This window comes from Pseudarthrobacter oxydans (genome assembly GCF_030812335.1).
Taxonomy (GTDB): Bacteria; Actinomycetota; Actinomycetes; order Actinomycetales; family Micrococcaceae; genus Arthrobacter; species Arthrobacter oxydans_B.
Genome location: NZ_JAUSSN010000016.1, coordinates 41,281 through 57,887 on the forward strand (window position 1 = coordinate 41,281; position 16,607 = coordinate 57,887).

At 64.0% G+C, this 16,607-nt stretch carries 10 protein-coding genes; 8 read left to right on the forward strand and 2 right to left on the reverse strand.

Features of this window, described 5'->3' with window-relative positions; all coding sequences use genetic code 11:
- Positions 1-522: 522 nt before the first annotated feature.
- Complete coding sequence (locus tag J2W14_RS20205) at positions 523-2,028, reverse strand: helix-turn-helix domain-containing protein (protein WP_307465880.1); 1,506 nt, start codon at positions 2,026-2,028, stop codon at positions 523-525.
- A gap of 162 nt (positions 2,029-2,190) precedes the next feature.
- Here J2W14_RS20205 and J2W14_RS20210 point away from each other — a divergent pair, with 162 nt between their 5' ends.
- From J2W14_RS20210 to J2W14_RS20235, 7 genes are all read left to right on the forward strand, one after another.
- Positions 2,191-3,237, forward strand: coding sequence for an amidohydrolase family protein (locus tag J2W14_RS20210; protein WP_307465881.1), 1,047 nt, complete (start codon positions 2,191-2,193; stop codon positions 3,235-3,237).
- 41 nt (positions 3,238-3,278) lie between these two features.
- Complete coding sequence (locus J2W14_RS20215; RefSeq protein WP_307465883.1) at positions 3,279-4,052, forward strand: metal-sulfur cluster assembly factor; 774 nt, start codon at positions 3,279-3,281, stop codon at positions 4,050-4,052.
- Complete coding sequence (locus J2W14_RS20220; RefSeq protein ID WP_307465885.1) at positions 4,049-5,083, forward strand: NAD(P)-dependent alcohol dehydrogenase; 1,035 nt, start codon at positions 4,049-4,051, stop codon at positions 5,081-5,083. The genes J2W14_RS20215 and J2W14_RS20220 overlap by 4 nt, the downstream gene beginning before the upstream one ends.
- 47 nt (positions 5,084-5,130) lie before the next feature.
- Positions 5,131-5,730, forward strand: coding sequence for a DUF1097 domain-containing protein (locus tag J2W14_RS21260; protein WP_370871362.1), 600 nt, complete (start codon positions 5,131-5,133; stop codon positions 5,728-5,730).
- Positions 5,727-8,099 carry a transketolase-like TK C-terminal-containing protein gene (locus J2W14_RS20225; protein ID WP_307465886.1) on the forward strand — a complete coding sequence of 791 codons (2,373 nt, stop codon included), beginning with the start codon at positions 5,727-5,729 and terminating at the stop codon, positions 8,097-8,099. Before J2W14_RS21260 ends, J2W14_RS20225 begins: the two co-directional genes overlap by 4 nt.
- Positions 8,100-8,536: 437 nt before the next feature.
- The gene (locus J2W14_RS20230; protein ID WP_307465888.1) at positions 8,537-9,700 is read left to right on the forward strand and encodes a low temperature requirement protein A; all 1,164 of its coding nucleotides are present in this window, start codon (positions 8,537-8,539) and stop codon (positions 9,698-9,700) included.
- Positions 9,701-10,545: 845 nt separating this feature from the next.
- Complete coding sequence (locus J2W14_RS20235; protein WP_307465890.1) at positions 10,546-13,128, forward strand: ATP-dependent Clp protease ATP-binding subunit; 2,583 nt, start codon at positions 10,546-10,548, stop codon at positions 13,126-13,128.
- A 192-nt stretch (positions 13,129-13,320) separates the two neighbouring features.
- Here the strand turns inward: J2W14_RS20235 and J2W14_RS20240 are convergent, their stop codons facing one another.
- The gene (locus J2W14_RS20240; RefSeq protein ID WP_307465892.1) at positions 13,321-15,252 is read right to left on the reverse strand and encodes a glycoside hydrolase family 15 protein; all 1,932 of its coding nucleotides are present in this window, start codon (positions 15,250-15,252) and stop codon (positions 13,321-13,323) included.
- Positions 15,253-15,662: 410 nt separating this feature from the next.
- Between J2W14_RS20240 and J2W14_RS20245 the strand changes: the two genes are divergently transcribed.
- The gene (locus J2W14_RS20245) at positions 15,663-16,271 is read left to right on the forward strand and encodes a hypothetical protein (protein ID WP_307465893.1); all 609 of its coding nucleotides are present in this window, start codon (positions 15,663-15,665) and stop codon (positions 16,269-16,271) included.
- Positions 16,272-16,607 lie beyond the last annotated feature (336 nt).

Sequence of the window (16,607 nt, forward strand, 5' to 3'; positions counted from 1 at the left end):
GCACTTCGGATTCCGCCGCCGACAGCGCGCGGCTAGGTCCAAGACGGAATCCCCGCCGGACAGCACTGGACATGCGTCCGGTGACCGTGCGGCAGGCATCAACGGGCCCGTGGCCCGAACCAAGGAGCAGCCGCGATCGGGCAGTGGCTGAAAACACTAAATAAGAACATACCCGGAGGATCGCGGCTACCAGACAGCGCGAAAGGCCCCACGATGTTCAAAATTCTTGGAACCAAAATGGCCGTCTAACGCGGGATCGTTTTGATGCTCTAGTCCTAGGTGGACTGCGTGTCCTGTGCCTGTGCTGAATGCCCCTGCGCGTGGCTCTCGCTCGAGGTGGGCGCGTGGCTAGCCGTTTGCTTGCAGTGGTTTCGCGAAGCTAACCATATGACGCCGCCCTCTCGAGGGCAGCGCCATTCTTAGTTGGACAGTGGTGTCGAGGTTGGTAGAAGGACAGCCTTCTCTCGGGATGACACGGTGCACAACTTATGAGGCGGTCCCAGGAGTCCGTGCCGTGTCTGCCTACTTCGGGATTGTGATCCCCAGCCTGGCCATGCGGCGGTAGATGGTCGCCCTGCTGATGCCCAGTTCTGCTGCCGCCCCGCTTACTGTAGCCCCGTGCTTGGAGAGACAGCGGACGATCTCGTCGCGTTCCACGGCCTCAATCCGACTCAGGTGCAGGCTGCTCCCCCCGCCCAGAAGGTAGGCAGGCAGATGGCTGACGTCGATGGTCTCTGTCTGGACAGCGGCGGCGTGGATGACGGTGAAAAGCTCGTCAATGTTGTCCGGCCAGCTATGGGCAATCAGTGCTTTTTCTGCGGCGCCGGTGAAGTTGATTTCCCGCAGGCGGGTTTGGCGGGCGGCGTATCTGGCCAGGTGCAGGACATCCTCGCCGCGTTCCCGCAGAGCGGGAACAGAAATCACCGTATCGACCATGCCTGCCAGGGGTTGCGGGATGCCGTCGTGCCTCGCAGCTGTAACGGCCCACGCGAGCGTTGGCGCGCTCCCGCTCTGGGAGAGGGGAAGTGACCGAACTGCGCGGTGGGCTTGGGCGTGGAGTTCTTGTGCTGCCCACGCGGGCAGCAGGTCTACGTTTTCGACTATGACAGCGGTTGCTGGTTTGGCCAGTTCGGGGGCCCACAAGGACAGCCAGGCGTCGACGTCGCCGGGGGCGGGGGCGGCCGCCGAGATGATCCGGCTCCCGGGCTGAATTTTCCGCAAGGCCTGTGCCAGCAGAGTTGCGCGCCCCGTACCCTGCTCGCCTACGGCGGCAACAACCCGTCCGGCCGCCAGGGCCTGAGTCGCCTGATCGAGGGCGTTTGTCCAAGCTGACGACATTTTCCGCACCGTTCCGGCTGCCGGCTCGAGTTTGCCTCTCTGGATGCGGAAGACGCCGCCCTTCGGTCCGGGCTTTCCTTTGCGGCCCTGTGACCTTGCGAGCATCAGGGCCGAGGTGTTTCCCGCAGCTGATTCTGCCAACGCCAGGAGCAGTTGCGGGGATGAGCGGGACCATGTGGTGATGTTGACGCTCCCTTCCAGCAATCCGCTGACCGGATCGAAGACAGGGACTGCCGCGCAGGTGTAAGTCCGGAGGCTGGCACTGTAGTGTTCTTCAGCGCGGACAAGGGTCGGGACGCGGTCCGCCAGTGCTAATCCCATGCCGTTGGTTCCGGCCTCCCTTTCGGAGAATGCGAACCCTGGCGCCAGATGGACCTTGTCGAGCGCCCGCAAGAGGGAGGTGTCTCCGCTGAAGCGGTTGAGGAGCAAACCGTTGGCATCGGTGAGCATAAGGCTCAGGGGTTCGTTCGCCAGAGTGCTGTAGAGGCCGGTGAGCACTTCCTGACCGCACTGGAAAAACAGGGAGTCAGTCCCTCCGGAGCCAGCCCACATCGGATCCACTACTTCGGCGGAAACGCCGTATTCCTCGCTCCGCTGCCAGGAAGCGACGAGGCGTTTGTCAGGAGTGGCGAGCTGGCCGGCGTAATCGTGCGCCAGGCTGAAAGTCCCCTCGTCCTTGTTCGGCATCATCGCCGTCCTCCTCGTCTCCATACTTCGAGGTTACTTGGTCTCGCGATCCCAGTCGGAAGAGAACCGTCTCAAAATGAGACACACGCCACATGTTGACAGCTGTTCCACCAGCATAGTCTCGATGATGTCGCGACTACGGCAGTCGCCAGAAGGAGACCGGACATGTACAGCAAAGACGGCGAAAACTACTTCATTGTCGATGCCCACATCGCATTGTGGGACGCCCGCCCGGAAAACCAGCGGAATATCCCTGGTAAGCAGTTCATCGATTGCTTCTACGACTACCACCGCAACCTCTCTCCCGACGCGGAACAGTGGTCCTACGAGGAATTCCTCTACCAGGGCGGCGAGCGCCTCATGAAGGATCTGTTCGAGGACGGCTACGTCGACCACGCGATCTTTCAGCCGGCCTATCTCGGCGCGTTCTACAAGAACGGATTCGCACAGGTGGAGGAGGCATACGGCCTTGCCGCGGCGAATCCGGACAAGCTCACGTACAACCACTGTTATGACCCCCGCGATGGTGAGGCAGGCCTTGACCGGCTGCGCGCCGATCACGAAAAGATGGGCTTCAAAGGAGTGAAGCTCTACACCGCCGAGTGGCACGGTGAATCCCGTGGGTACAAGCTCTCGGACCCCTGGTCCTACCGGTATTTCGAGGAGTGCCGCAAACTCGGCATCAAGAACATCCACATCCACAAGGGTCCTACTGTCCGCCCGCTGGACCGGGACGCTTTCGACGTCGCCGACGTCGACCACGCCGCCTCAGACTTCACCGATCTAAACTTTGTGGTCGAGCACGTCGGTCTGCCCCGGCTGGAAGACTTTTGCTGGATCGCCACCCAGGAGCCCAATGTCCATGGCGGCCTGGCCGTCGCGATGCCCTTCATGCACACGCGGCCGCGGTACTTCGCCCAGATCATCGGCGAGCTCATTTATTGGATCGGAGAGGACCGGATCCAGTTCTCCAGTGACTACGCCATCTGGACACCCCGCTGGCTGATTGAGCGGTTCGTTGACTTCCAGATCCCGGCAGACATGACCGAATATGCCCCGCTCACCACTGCCCAGAAGAAGAAGATCCTGGGACTCAACGCTGCGAAGATGTACGACATCCCGGTGCCTGCAGAGCTTCAGCTTCCCGATGCGGACGAGACAAAGACAGGACCGCGACAGCCCGAACGCGCCGACCTGGCGGGCGTCCAATGACAGCTCTACACCTCGATCCTGCAGCTGAAACCCGCTGGGATGTGACCGAGGAGGACATCCGCAGTGCCTTGGACTCGGTGTTCGACCCGGAACTGGACGAACCGATCACTGATCTTGGCTTCGTTCGTTCCCTTGAGGTCCAGGCCGGTGTCGGTGGTGCACGGGTGGAAGTTCACCTGCGCCTGCCCACCTCCTTCTGCTCGCCCAATTTCGCCTACCTGATGGCGTCCGACAGCAAGGACGTGATCTCGGCGCTGCCGGCCGTCGCGCAGGTGGTCGTCGAGCTGGACGATCACCACGACTCCGACGTCATCAACGCCGGGCTGGCCGCGGACGCAGGGTACCGCGGCACGTTCCTGCACGAGGCTGAGGACAGTCTGGACGAGCTGCGGTGGACGTTCCGTCGCAAGGCCCACACTGCTGCAATGGAGCGATGCCTCACTGATCTCCTGCGCGCCAACGCAAGTCTCGTGGAAACGGAGGTGGGAACCATTCGTCTCTGGAACCTTCCGGCTGGAAGGAACAAGGAAGCGCTGCTGCGCCGACGGGCAGCGCTTGGCTTGCCCGAAGCGGCCGATGCGACTGTCCTGGTTAACCACGAAGGGCACCCTTATCCCCCCGATGCAGTTCCGTTGGCGCTGCGCCGGGCCCGCTCGACCCGCATTTCCATTGACGGGAACGCGCATTTCTGCCGGGGTCTGTTGCGCACACGCTATGAAGGCTCCGGCACGGACCAGAGCCCGCGGCCCGATGGCGCTGAGGCCGCAGACCACCACGAACTACTTCCGCTAATAGTCAAGGAGATTCACCCATGAGCACCATGCGAGCTGTCCAGGTTGTCGGCTACCACGAGGGCCTGAAAATGGCAGAAGTGCCTACCCCCCAAGTCACCGGCCCCTTTGATGTCGTCGTCAGAATCGGGGGAGCCGGGGTTTGCCGCACGGACCTACACATTCTCGAGGGCCAGTGGGCGGAAAAATCGCAGGTCCACCTGCCGTACACCATCGGCCACGAGAACGCCGGATGGGTGCACGCAGTCGGTAGCGCAGTTACCAATGTCAAGGAAGGCGACAAAGTCATCCTGCACCCCCTCATCACGTGCGGTCTGTGCCGTGCCTGCCGTTCCGGGGACGACGTGCACTGCGAGCAGAGCAAGTTCCCTGGTATTGACACCAGCGGCGGATACGCCGAATACCTCCTGACATCCGCCCGCTCCGTCGTAAAAATCGACGACTCCCTGGAACCCGCCGACGTCGCGGCCCTGGCCGACGCCGGCCTTACCGCCTATCACGCGGCCGCTAAGGCGGCCAAGCGGCTGACTGCAAGGGACACATGCGTTGTCATCGGCGCCGGAGGGCTCGGGCACATCGGAATCCAAGTCCTCACAGCGCTAACACCGGCCCGCATCATCGTTGTAGACCGTAACCCTGCCGCCTTGGACCTGGCCAAGAAGATCGGGGCCCATGAGGGTGTCCTGGCTGACGGGTCACAGGTCGAGCAGGTCCTTGCCCTCACCGGCGGTCATGGAGCGGAGGCACTCATCGACTTCGTTGGCGAAGGTGGCGCGACCGCCCAAGGCCTCGCCATGCTGCGCCAGGCCGGGGATTACTACGTGGTGGGCTACGGCGAGAACATCGACGTCCCTACCATCGACATCGTCTCGGCCGAGATCAACATCATCGGCAACCTCGTCGGCTCCTACAACGACCTCCAGGACCTGATGGCCTTGGCGGCGCGGGGTGCCGTCACTCTTCATACCCAGAAGTACGCCCTCGACGACTTCCGACAGGCGATCAGCGACCTCGAAGCGGGCAAAGTGCGCGGCCGGGCCATCCTGGTGCCCTGACGAACAGTCGGAGGGCTCGACGCATCAACAAAATAGAGAGAATCGAAATGAGACTATACATAGGCGTGGGTATATCCGTCGGCGTACTTGCAGGAATCTGGACGCAGGTAAGCGTGGAACTTGGCCTCATCACGTGGGTGGCGTTCGTCGCATGGGCATGCTTTTTCGCCGCGGGAGGAGGCAGGGCAGGATTTTCCAAGGGGTTGGCGGCCAACCTGTCCGGCGTCATCTACGGGTGGCTAGTAGCGCTACTGACCAGTGGGGTGCAATTCCCCGGAGTGCTCGCCGTTGGCGTGGCTTTTGCCGCACTGGCCATGTGCCTCCAGGCCGGATGGGCACCACTGTCCTTCATCCCCGGCGCCTTCGCCGGGACAGCCGTGTTCTTCGGAACACAACTGTCTTTTTGGCCCACCATCATTGCCCTCATCATCGGGGCCTGCCTGGGATGGCTTTCAGCCGTCATAGGAGGGCGCATACAGGCTGTCGTCACCAAACCCATCGTTGCACCACCCACAGACGACCCCCACCGGTCCGTCCGTCCGGCCGGAGAACACAATCCATCGGAAACTGCAGACCGTGTCCCCTATCCATCACCGAAGGACCAAGATTCGGCGCGGAACTCTTACTTGTCCGGGAGACCATCATGAGGGTGGAAGATTTTCAGACCACAGCAGCGCACCCGGGTCCCGCGGACTCTGAGGATGCAGCGTCCGGGACAGCAGTCCTGGAGGGTATCGCCCAGCGGGTGCGCTGGACCGCCGCCGCAATCGTGGATGCCGCCAACCGCGGACGCCCTAACACCAGCGGCATCAAAGTTGGCGGACATCAAGCCTCCAGCTCCTCCATGGTGGAAATTATGACCTCCCTCTGGTTCTCCGAACTGACCGAGGCGGACCGTGTGTCAGTCAAGCCCCACGCCTCCCCTGTCCTGCACGCGATCAACTACCTCCTGGGCGACTTGGACGAGAACAAACTCAGCACCCTTCGGCAGAAGGGCGGCCTGCAGAGCTACCCCAGCCGATCAAAGGACCCTGACACTGTGGACTTTTCCACCGGGAGCGTGGGAATCGGAGCCACGGCCACCATCTGGGCAGCCATGTCACACCGGTTCGTCAGCGACAGGTACGCTGGATCCCGCAAATCCGGTCGCTTTATCGGACTTCTGGGCGACGCCGAACTGGACGAAGGCGCCATCTGGGAAGCTGTTGCCGACCCCACCGTGGCGCAACTCGGCGAATTGCTCTGGATCGTTGATTTGAACCGGCAGTCATTGGACCGGGTGGTACCCGACTCGCAGATCACGCGCCTGCAGGGCATGTTTGAAGCCGCCGGCTGGCAGGTCCTAACCCGGAAGTGGGGAACCCGTGTGCAGGAACTCTTCACCCGTTCCGGCGGTGCGGATCTACAGCGCCGGCTGGAGACCATGCCTAACGAGGAATACCAGCGAGTGCTCCGCTCCCCCGACTCGGAAATCTTCGGCCGCCTGTGCGCCAACGGATCGACCCCGGCCATGGAAACCCTGCTCGGTTCGCTCACCGCAGGGGAACAGGCTGCGGCGGTACGTGATCTTGGCGGACACGACATCGGGCTGCTGCTGGACACCTACGGGCAAGTCGACCCCACCAGGCCCACCGTCATCTTTGCCTACACGATCAAGGGCCGCGGACTTGCCACCGAGGGACACCCGAACAACCACTCAGCACTCTTGACCAAAGGTCAGATGGAGACGCTCGCGGAGGCCTCAGGGATGGACCTTGACGATCCATGGCGCAAATTCCAGCCGGGCACCGTCGAAGAACGGGCCTGCGCCCGGACATCCCTCCGGCTCAAGCGCCAGCAACCCGCACTGGCCCCGTCCCTCTTGATCCCGGCTTCCCTGCCATGGGGCTACGGCGACAGAATTTCCACGCAAGCCGCACTGGGACGGTTCCTGTCGGACCTCAAACGGGCAGCGCCCGAGGTGGCCCACCGTGTCGTCACCTGCAGCCCCGACGTTGCCTCCTCCACCAACCTCGGCGGCTGGATCAACAAAACCGGAGTATGGTCCGTCGGTGAACGCCAGGACTGGTTCGCGGACGACGTTGAACGGGTCCTCCGCTGGATTGAAAACTCCCACGGCCAACACATCGAACTCGGCATCGCCGAAACCAACCTCGTGGGCCTCGTCTCCGAACTCGGAACGACCTGGAGCCGCTGGGGCCAGCCGCTGATTCCCATCGCCACCATCTACGACCCGTTCGTGGCCCGCGCCCTCGAACCGTGGTCCTTCGGCATGTACGCCGGCGGCCAGTCCATACTGATCGGGACGCCGTCAGGGGTGACTCTGGCACCGGAAGGCGGCGCCCACCAGTCCCTCACCACCCCGTCCATCGGATTGGAACAACCGGAGTGCACAGCCTGGGAGCCGGCCTTCGCCCAGGACCTGGAGTGGTGCATGCTCGAAGCCATGAGCCGGATCGGCATTCCCGGAGGACGCTCGGCCTACTTCCGGCTCACCACCCGTCCACTGGATCAGTCCCTGGCTGCCATGCCGACGGACACGGTGCTGCTGGAGCGTCGCCGCAGGCACGCGGTGGCCGGCGGTTACCGGCTGAGCGACCACGACCCGGTCGAGGATAGGGTCACTCTAGTCGGCGTCGGGGCAATGATGCCCGAAGTCATCGCCTCGGCAGCGCGGCTTAAGGCACTTGGCATCATGGCCGGTGTCGTCTGCCTCACCAGCCCTGACCTGGTCTTTGAATCCCTCCAGCGCCGCAACTCGCTGAATCAAGGAACCAGGGCGATTGGATTCGACATCATCGACGGCCTCTTTCCACGACACGCCCCCGCGCCCCTCGTCACGATCCAGGACGGACACCCCCACACCTTGTCCTTCCTCGCCGGAGCCCGAGGCGACCGCACAGTCTCCCTGGGAGTAGAGGACTTCGGCCAGTCCTCTGATCTCCAGGACGCCTACCGGATCCACGGCATCGACGAAGCATCCATCGTCAACGCGGCGCTAAACCTCGTTCGCTAACATCGGCCGTCTAACGGTACCGGGGTGGGAGACTTTCGCCTGTCGGGTCAAGAAGGGGCTACGTCCACACTGAACTGGTCCCCGGAAGTTGGACTGGCTAGCTAAACCCCGCGCTGCGAGGGCTTGGGCCCGGTCTTCGACCAGCTCAAGCCCTCGCGTCAGCGGATCGCCGCGCTGGCCTCGGACTTGGTGACGCACCGGGAGAACCGCAGCGCCGGGATGGGCAAGTTCATCGAGGCGAATGTGGTCTACTCCGGCACGCCATCCGACGTGCCGCCGGGGTCAAGGAACGGCTCAAGGATACGGACGACGAGCTGGAACTCGTGATTGTCGAGGACTCCCGGCGAGTTTCCCCTTGACTTCTCTGCTGACCGTCGTCAGTCTTTTCGACAACAGGAGGGGGCGTCCGTCCGCTCCTAGCCCAGTGGAGGCCCCTGATGTTCCGTGCCACGTCGCTGATGCGTTCCGCAACCTCCGAAGACCGGGTCACGCGCCTTGAGCTATTTTTCGATCTGGTCTTTGTCTTCGCGCTATCGCAGCTGTCCCACCATTTGCTGGAGTATCCCTCATGGGTGGGGGCCGGTGAAACATTTGTGCTTCTTCTTGCGGTCTATAAGGTGTGGGTGTACACGACCTGGTCGGCTACATTGCTGGACACTTCGCGGCTTGAGGTGCAGTGGATGCTGCTGATCGTCATGCTTGTCACACTGTTCATGAACGCCTCAATCGGCTCAGCGTTTGGTGACTTCGGATGGCTCTTTGCTGCGAGCTATCTCCTGGCCCAGCTGGGCCGGGGTGCGTGGATGCTCACTGTCGGACTTGACCGGACCACCCACGACCATTTCGTGCGCACACTGATCTGGGGGTGTTTGAGCGCCCCGTTTTGGATTGCCGGCGTCTTCTTCGCTCCGGGGCCGCGTTTGATCTTCTGGAGTGTCGCTGCCGCGATCGATCTGGGCGGCCATATGCTGGCCCACCGGTTGCCGGGCCGTAAAACCGAAGGAAGCCGGGTCCCGCTCACGGGAGAGAGGATCTTTGAGCGGTTCGGGTTGTTCTACCTGATCGCGCTCGGCGAGACGATCCTTTCAACCGGTCTGGCGATTGCAGGCAATCTGGAGGACCCCTTGATATTTCTGACCGGGACCGTAAGTTTGGCCGGAAGCGTCGCGATCTGGTGGTGCTACTTCCATGGCCTCGAACAGGAAATTCTGGAAAAGCTTGCTTCTGTCGATGATCAGTTCCGGCCCGGCATTCTGGCGGGCAACACCTTGGTCATTTTACTGGCAGGCCTGATCCTGGTGGCGGTTGGTGATCAGCTCGTGATCAGCGATCCGGCCGCCCGCCCCGATCTGGCCACCGTTCTGTTTCTTTTTGGTGGGCCGGCTCTCTTCCTTGCCGGCCGGGGCTTTTTTATTCGACAGGTACTGGGCCAACGCCAACCATCTGATCTCGCCGGCATCGGAGCCTTGGTGCTGCTGGCAAATTTGAGCTTTCTCCTCCCGGCCTTCGTTGCCGCTATTGGGGCCGTTCTTCCCCTCATAGGCGTAGCAGTCTCCGACACCGTGAACCGCCGCCGCCGAACGCAACAGGGAGCCCGCTGACGGCCTATTGGATGCCAGGGAACGTACCCTGGGCCTGCTTTGGGAGCCTAAGGAGGCTTCTGCCAGTCCCCTCCCCTGACACGCGGGACGCGCGGCGGAGCGAGTTGGGGGCCCAGAGGCCCACTCCTCCGGAGCAGGAGGAATAATTACCCTAGTGTCCAGCGTGTCATGGTGGGACTATGCAGAGATGAGCGAGACCGCAAGCCACCGTTAGTGCGCTTCTCAGGCGGCGGTGAGGAAGAACCGGCGCCGGCGCCGGCGCCGGGCTGGAGATTATCCCGGAAGGCCGTTCCCGCAGTAGATACGCACAATGGTCCAGCCCCGACGGGATGCAAGGGAAAAGGTCGGACACAGACAACGCAAAGCCAGGGTCAGGCAGGTTGGCTGAGCCGGTGTTCGCCATCGTCTGTGCTCGCGGTATCGGAAAGGACTCCCGAAACAGGAGGGGTCAGGACGCCTTCACTTACGGCCTGATGACTCTGTCACGTTCGGACCTACTCGTTCTGGCCTGGACGCTGGACGATCTTCAGCATGCCTGAAAAGCCGGCTGCACCACCAGGCCTTGGAATCAGGACCCAAGTGGAGAAGGCCTACTAGGCATGTTCTAGTCCGAAGACCCCGCCGAGAGAGTGCCGGTCAGGAGGGCTGCCGTTCCCCACGGGGACGATGACCAGAAGTGGTCTCTCTCTCGGGGTTCTCCCTGGGCCTGGGCAGCGTCCAGGCACCGGGGCCCCGATTCCCCCGGGCCCGCACCCGGGTCCGTGCCCTGCCCACTGCTGCACCCGGGAATAAATCCGTTTTCCCAACGTTGAGTCAAGTACACTCAACTCTCTTACGGAGGTTTCATGGCTGAATTTTTTGGCCCGGCAGAGTCCGGCCACGGCTCGTTCGACGAATTTCTTGCCCGTTACCTGCAGGGCCAGCGCGCGGCCGGCCCCGGGCACCCGATGGACATCACCCGGCTGCTGAGCCGGCGCACCCATGACGTGCTCGCGCGTGCCGCAGAGTTCGCCGCGCAGCACGGTCACATCCATGTGGACGCGCTGCACATCCTGCGTGTCATGGTCGAGAGGGAACCGGCCGCCGACTACATCCGCCACGCAGGCGCGGAACCTGCTGCCATCGCCACGGCGGCCGAGGAGCGTCTCCCGGAGCAGGCAACCGTCAGGGCGGAAGCGACGCTGGCCCTGACGCCGTCGGCCCAGCGAGCCCTGCTCGACGCCTACCAGGTTGCCCGGGCATTCGGTTCAACCTACATCGATCCCGAACACGTGTTCTTCGCGCTGGTCGTCAACCAGGAGGCCCCGGCGGGGCAGGTGCTCGCCGCGGCCGGGGTGACGCCGGAGTCCCTGCAGTCCGGACCGCGCGAGCAGTCCGCTCGCGCTGGGGCCACGCCGACCGGCGGGGACCCCGGACTGTCGCAGGCAGCTGCCGCCGGGTCTGACACCCCGACTCTTGACACCTACGGCAGCGACCTCACTGCACATGCCCGCGAAGGCAGCCTGGACCCGGTGATCGGCCGGAGCGCCGAGATCGAGCAGACGATCGAGATCCTGGCCCGGCGCACCAAGAACAACCCTGTCCTAGTCGGGGAAGCCGGCGTGGGCAAGACCGCGATCATCGAAGGGCTGGCCCAGGCGATCATCGCAGGCGCCGTGCCCGAGCAGCTCCGCGGCAAGCGCGTCATTGCCCTGGATCTGCCGGCCATGTTGGCCGGAACGCGGTACCGCGGTGACTTCGAGGAGCGCCTGACCAAGGCGATGGACGAAGTCGGTTCACACGCCGGGGAAATCATCCTGTTCATCGACGAACTTCACACGGTCGTCGGAGCCGGCGGCGGGGGGGAAGGCGGCATGGACGCAGGAAACATCCTGAAGCCGCGCCTGGCCCGTGGTGAACTTCACCTCGTCGGCGCCACCACCCTGAACGAATACCGAAAGGTGGAGAAGGACGCGGCACTGGAACGCCGCTTCCAGCCCGTACAGGTCGGCGAACCGAGCATAGAGGACGCCGTACAGATCCTCGACGGCCTGCGCGGACGGTACGAGGAACACCACGGCGTCCGCTACACCGACGAGGCGATCCGCGCCGCCGTCGAACTCTCCGCACGCTACGTGACGGACCGTTTCCTGCCCGACAAGGCCATCGACCTCATCGACCAGGCAGGTGCGCGGCTGAGCATCAAACTCGGCTCACAGACCGACGTGGCTGTTCTTCGCGAGCAGCTCGCAACCCTGGAAATGTCCAAGAACGACGCCGTCGCCACGGAAAGCTATGAAGAGGCCTCGCGGCTGCGGGATGAGATCGAAGCAGTGCACGGGAAGCTCTCCGCCGCGATTTCCAGTGCACCTGAGTCTTCCGAAGGCGCCGAGTCCGTCGTCAGCGACGCGGATATCGCAGGGGTCATCTCCCGGTCCACCGGAATCCCAGCCAGCCGGCTCACAGAAGACGACAGGGAACGCCTGTCCAGGCTCGAGGAGGAACTGCATCAGCGGATCGTCGGGCAGGACGACGCCGTGACGCTGATCGCGAAGGCGGTCCGGCGTAGTCGCACCGGCATGGGGGACGCGGACAGGCCTGTCGGCAGCTTCCTGTTCCTCGGCCCGACGGGTGTGGGCAAGACCGAACTCGCCAAGGCGCTGGCCGGGTCGTTGTTCGGGGATGAGAATGCAATGGTGCGCTTCGACATGAGCGAGTTCGGCGAACGGCACACCGTAAGCCGGCTGGTCGGAGCCCCTCCCGGCTATGTCGGCTACGGCGAAGCCGGGCAGTTGACCGAACGCGTCCGTCGTAACCCGTACTCCGTAGTGTTGCTCGACGAAGTGGAGAAGGCCCACCCGGATGTGTTCAACCTACTGCTCCAGGTGCTCGACGACGGGCGGCTCACCGACGGACAGGGCCGCATGGTGGACTTCCGCAACACCGTGATCATCATGACCTCCAACCTCGGCTCGGAGTTCCTGGCCAGCAAGGGCGGCGCGATGGGCTTTGTCTCCAAGGCCGACGACGGCAACGGCTTCGGTTCAGAGAAGGCGCTGCGGGACCGGGTGCTGGGCCGGCTGCGCGAGACGATGCGGCCGGAGTTCCTCAACCGGATCGACGAGATCGTCCTGTTCCGCAAGCTGGACCAGGCGCAGCTGCGCCGGATCGTTCGGCTGATGCTGAACCAGACGGAAGCCCGCCTGCAGTCCCAGGGCATCACTCTCGAGGTCAGCGAAACGGCTGTCGACTGGATCGCCGAACGCGGCTACGAGCCCGAATACGGAGCCCGGCCGATGCGCCGCGTGATCCAGCGCGAGCTCGACGACCGGATCGCGGATCTATTCCTGGCGTCGGACCTTCAGTCTGGCGGCCAGGTGGCCGTCTCGGTCGACGGGCAGTCGCTCGTCGTCGAGGCCCGCCATGATTCGATGCCGCTGGCGGCGTAAGCCACCTCCGGATCCGCCAGCGGGCGGATCCGGTACACGGCCGGGCACACAGGCCACCCTGTGTGCCCGGCCGATGCTGTGTGCGCCGTGCCGTATCGCCACGCGGCCGGGACTCGGAAGCCGACGACTACATCAAGACCATGACCAAGGGTGTCGCCGAGGAGCTCGCCGGCTATGACCGGTCAGAGACATCTACTTGTTGCGGTGAGCCGGGGAGAATTGCCTCGCACGGTCCGATTCTTCCGCGCGAATGAGGTGCATGAGCGCGTTAATGAGGGCCAAGTGGGTGAAGGCCTGCGGGAAGTTGCCGAGGTGACGGCCATTCACCGGATCAAGCTCCTCGGCGTAGAGCCCCAGTGGACTGGCGTGGGATAGCAGGCGTTCACACAGTGCTTTAGCGCGGGTCACTTCTCCGATCTCAACGAGGGCTGAGACGAGCCAAAACGAACACATGGTGAAGGTCCCCTCAGCGCCGGAGAGTCCGTCGTCGGTCTGCTCGGGGCGGTAGCGCAGGACGAGTCCGTGCCAGGTGAGTTCATCGGCGATGGCCAAGACCGTGGCACGCACGCGTGGATCATTGGCGGGCAGGAACCGGACGAGCGGGACAAGGAGCAGCGAGGCATCGAGGTTCGTGGTGCCGTAGGACTGGACGAACACTCCGCGATCGTCGAGACCGTTGCGGCAGATGTCCTCGTGGATCTCCTCCGCGATTGTGTCCCATTTCCGGGCGTAATCGGTCTGGCCGTGCAGCCGCGCCAACCGGGCGCCGCGATCCAGGGCGACCCAGCACATGAGCTTGGAGGAGGTGAAGTGCTGCGGTTCGCCACGGACCTCCCAGATGCCGTGATCGGTGTCCCGCCAGTGCGAGGCGGCCTGCTCGACCTGGCGGAGCAGGACGGGCCATAACGGCCCGGGAAGCTGGTCACGGGATTTGGAGTGGAGGTAAACGGAGTCCAGCATCGTGCCCCAGACGTCGAGCTGCCGCTGGTGGACCGCCGCGTTACCGATCCGGACGGGGCGGGCCCCGTCGTAGCCGCCGAGGCCCTCAACCATGGACTCGGGCAGGTCCCTTTCGCCGCCGACGCCGTACATGAGCTGCAGGTCGTCCTCGGCGGCAACGTCGCGGATGAAGGAGAAGAAGTCATCGGCCTCCCGGTCCAGGCCGAGGGTATAAAGGGCCCACAGCGCGAAGGTGGAGTCTCGCACCCACGTGTACCGGTAGTCCCAGTTCCGCTCTCCCCCGGGCGTCTCGGGCAGCGACGTGGTGGGCGCGGCGATCAGCGCTCCGGTCGGCGCATATGTGAGCCCTTTCAACGTCAGGGCGCTGCGTTGCAGGTCCTCCCGCCACGGATGGTCCGGGAACTCCCCCACCGTGATCCACTGCCGCCAGAACTCGGTGGTCTGCCACTGCTTCTGGGTGGCTTCCTCCCATGTCCTCGGTGGAGGCAGCGATGTCCAGGAGAGCGCGATGAACGCCTCCTCGCCCTCGGTCATCCGGCTGCGAATGACCGCGATGGAGTCCTCGATGCCCAGCCGTCGGTCGGTGGTCAGACGCAGCACCGGATCCCCCTCATCGCCGCTGACGGTCACGGCCTCTCCGTATCCGGGACTGGAGAACTCCCACCGCGCCCGGCGCCGGCCGTAGTCGAAGACCGGCTCGCACAGCACGGACAGCTCAACCGCACCGTTGACGCACCGGACGGTGCGCAGCAGGCAGTGCTCGGCCTCGTAGTTCGTCGGCGGGCGGCGGTACCGGCCGGCTCTCTCGTCGGTGTGGTGCCACGGACCCATCACCAGGGCATCCCTCACGATCATCCAGCCCGTCCTGGTCTGCCAGGTGGTCTCCAGGATCAGGCTGCCGGGGAGATAGCGGCGGGCAGTGGGCTCCCGGACGCCGTACGGAGCCACCTTGAAACCGCCCGCGGCCCGGTCAAGCATGGTGGAAAACGCACTCGGTGAATCGTGACGCGGCAGGCACATCCACTCCACCTGCCCGCTCGGGGCGATAAGGCAGTTGGCCTCACAGTCGGACAGGAACGCGTAGTCTGCGATCGGAGGGAACGGGCTCATGCCCGGCGCGGGCCGCTTCCCGCCCGCAGCCCCGGATCCGCCGTCGGTCATCATTCAACCAGTATGGCTCCACGACGCTACAGATGACACTCCCTTGGACCGCTTCACGCCCTTGAGATGCCCTTCCTGTTCCCGCTGCAGCGTATGCAGCTCCAGCCCGACCGTACCAGCCGGAGTCGTCGCATGCTGCCAGCGGTGTAGCTTCGGAGCAGCAGACGCCGAACACAGCGAAGCAGATACAACGGCGGAGCAGATACAGGAGAACGCGTGGAGCGGCTGCTGAAGAACCACAACGTTGACCCGCAGGCTGACAGAGGACGACGTCGAACGCCTGAACCGCGCCTGTCAGCCGGTGAACGGCGTCATAGTAGGGCACGACCGCCGCACGGAATAGTCAGTCCCCGCCGCAGGTTGTGCTGATGAACGGACCGAAGCCCCCTAGAGGAAAGTAGCCAGTCACCACGATGAGCTCTTCACCCACGAACACCTTGTCCCAACTGCTGGCTGACGCCGACGCCGCTGGACATGACCACGCAGCCACGGAGAAGAACAGCGGCCTGCAGCACATCCACAACCACGCCACTGGCGCGATCGTATGGTTTCCCACCTGGCAGAAGTTCCGCCAGACCAGCGACTGGGCGGATGCCGTCGCGGAGCAGGAGGCCCGTCTCGACGCCGCCACGGCCGAAGGAACGCCGCTCCAGGATGTAGCCTCCGCGTTGCTGGCGGATCGGCTCGAGTCCCTGCTGGAACGGGCTGCGCAGTCCCCCGACGCCAACATATTTGTGCAGGATAACCTCACGCCCCACCTGACCGAGACCTGGACCATCGCCGACGCCGTAGCGCGGACGTCCGGCACCGGGCTCCCCGCGGGGACACCGCCTGCCGCCTTTTCGGACTACCCCTATCAGGTGTACGCCCAGGACGGCGGGGCATTCGCCACGGCGCTCTGGAATGATGTGATCGATGCCCGACGCCACCGTGCCCTCGCCGAAGAGGCCGCCCGAAAGGCCCTGAAGCCGGTGTCCCGCAAGGCGCTGAAGAACGCCGCAAGGAAGGCTGCGCGGCGCTAAGACCGCGAATGGGGCTGACACCGGGGCCGGAACTTCATCGGCGAGCGCAGTTTGTAGGTTCTGTCGCTGACGATGTCGTAAAAGCGCCGGAGGTCATCCGTGTCGATACCCAGGCTGGCCGCTTGACGAAAGAATCATTCGAACTGAGGCACGCCCATGAGGTCCATGGCTAGTTCTCGTGACGTGGTGTGGATGGACGGGCCGGTGCGCCCGGAATGGACTTCCGAAGGGATCGCCTAGATGTATTACCCACGGAGGCTAGTGACGCGGCTTGCTGGTGGCTGACCCTTGAGTGAGGTGTGGCCTCGGTGATGATTGTAGTCATGGAGCCAGGCC

What these genes read in the sequence shown, in the direction of transcription:
- J2W14_RS20220 (WP_307465885.1), top strand. Translation starts at nt 4,049, where the DNA reads ATGAGCACCATGCGAGCTGTCCAGGTTGTCGGCTACCACGAGGGCCTG.
- J2W14_RS20210 (WP_307465881.1), top strand. Translation starts at nt 2,191, where the DNA reads ATGTACAGCAAAGACGGCGAAAACTACTTCATTGTCGATGCCCACATC.
- J2W14_RS20230 (WP_307465888.1), top strand. Translation starts at nt 8,537, where the DNA reads ATGTTCCGTGCCACGTCGCTGATGCGTTCCGCAACCTCCGAAGACCGG.
- J2W14_RS20225 (WP_307465886.1), top strand. Translation starts at nt 5,727, where the DNA reads ATGAGGGTGGAAGATTTTCAGACCACAGCAGCGCACCCGGGTCCCGCG.
- J2W14_RS20205 (WP_307465880.1), bottom strand. Translation starts at nt 2,028, where the DNA reads ATGATGCCGAACAAGGACGAGGGGACTTTCAGCCTGGCGCACGATTAC.
- J2W14_RS20240 (WP_307465892.1), bottom strand. Translation starts at nt 15,252, where the DNA reads ATGATGACCGACGGCGGATCCGGGGCTGCGGGCGGGAAGCGGCCCGCG.
- J2W14_RS21260 (WP_370871362.1), top strand. Translation starts at nt 5,131, where the DNA reads ATGAGACTATACATAGGCGTGGGTATATCCGTCGGCGTACTTGCAGGA.
- J2W14_RS20235 (WP_307465890.1), top strand. Translation starts at nt 10,546, where the DNA reads ATGGCTGAATTTTTTGGCCCGGCAGAGTCCGGCCACGGCTCGTTCGAC.
- J2W14_RS20245 (WP_307465893.1), top strand. Translation starts at nt 15,663, where the DNA reads ATGAGCTCTTCACCCACGAACACCTTGTCCCAACTGCTGGCTGACGCC.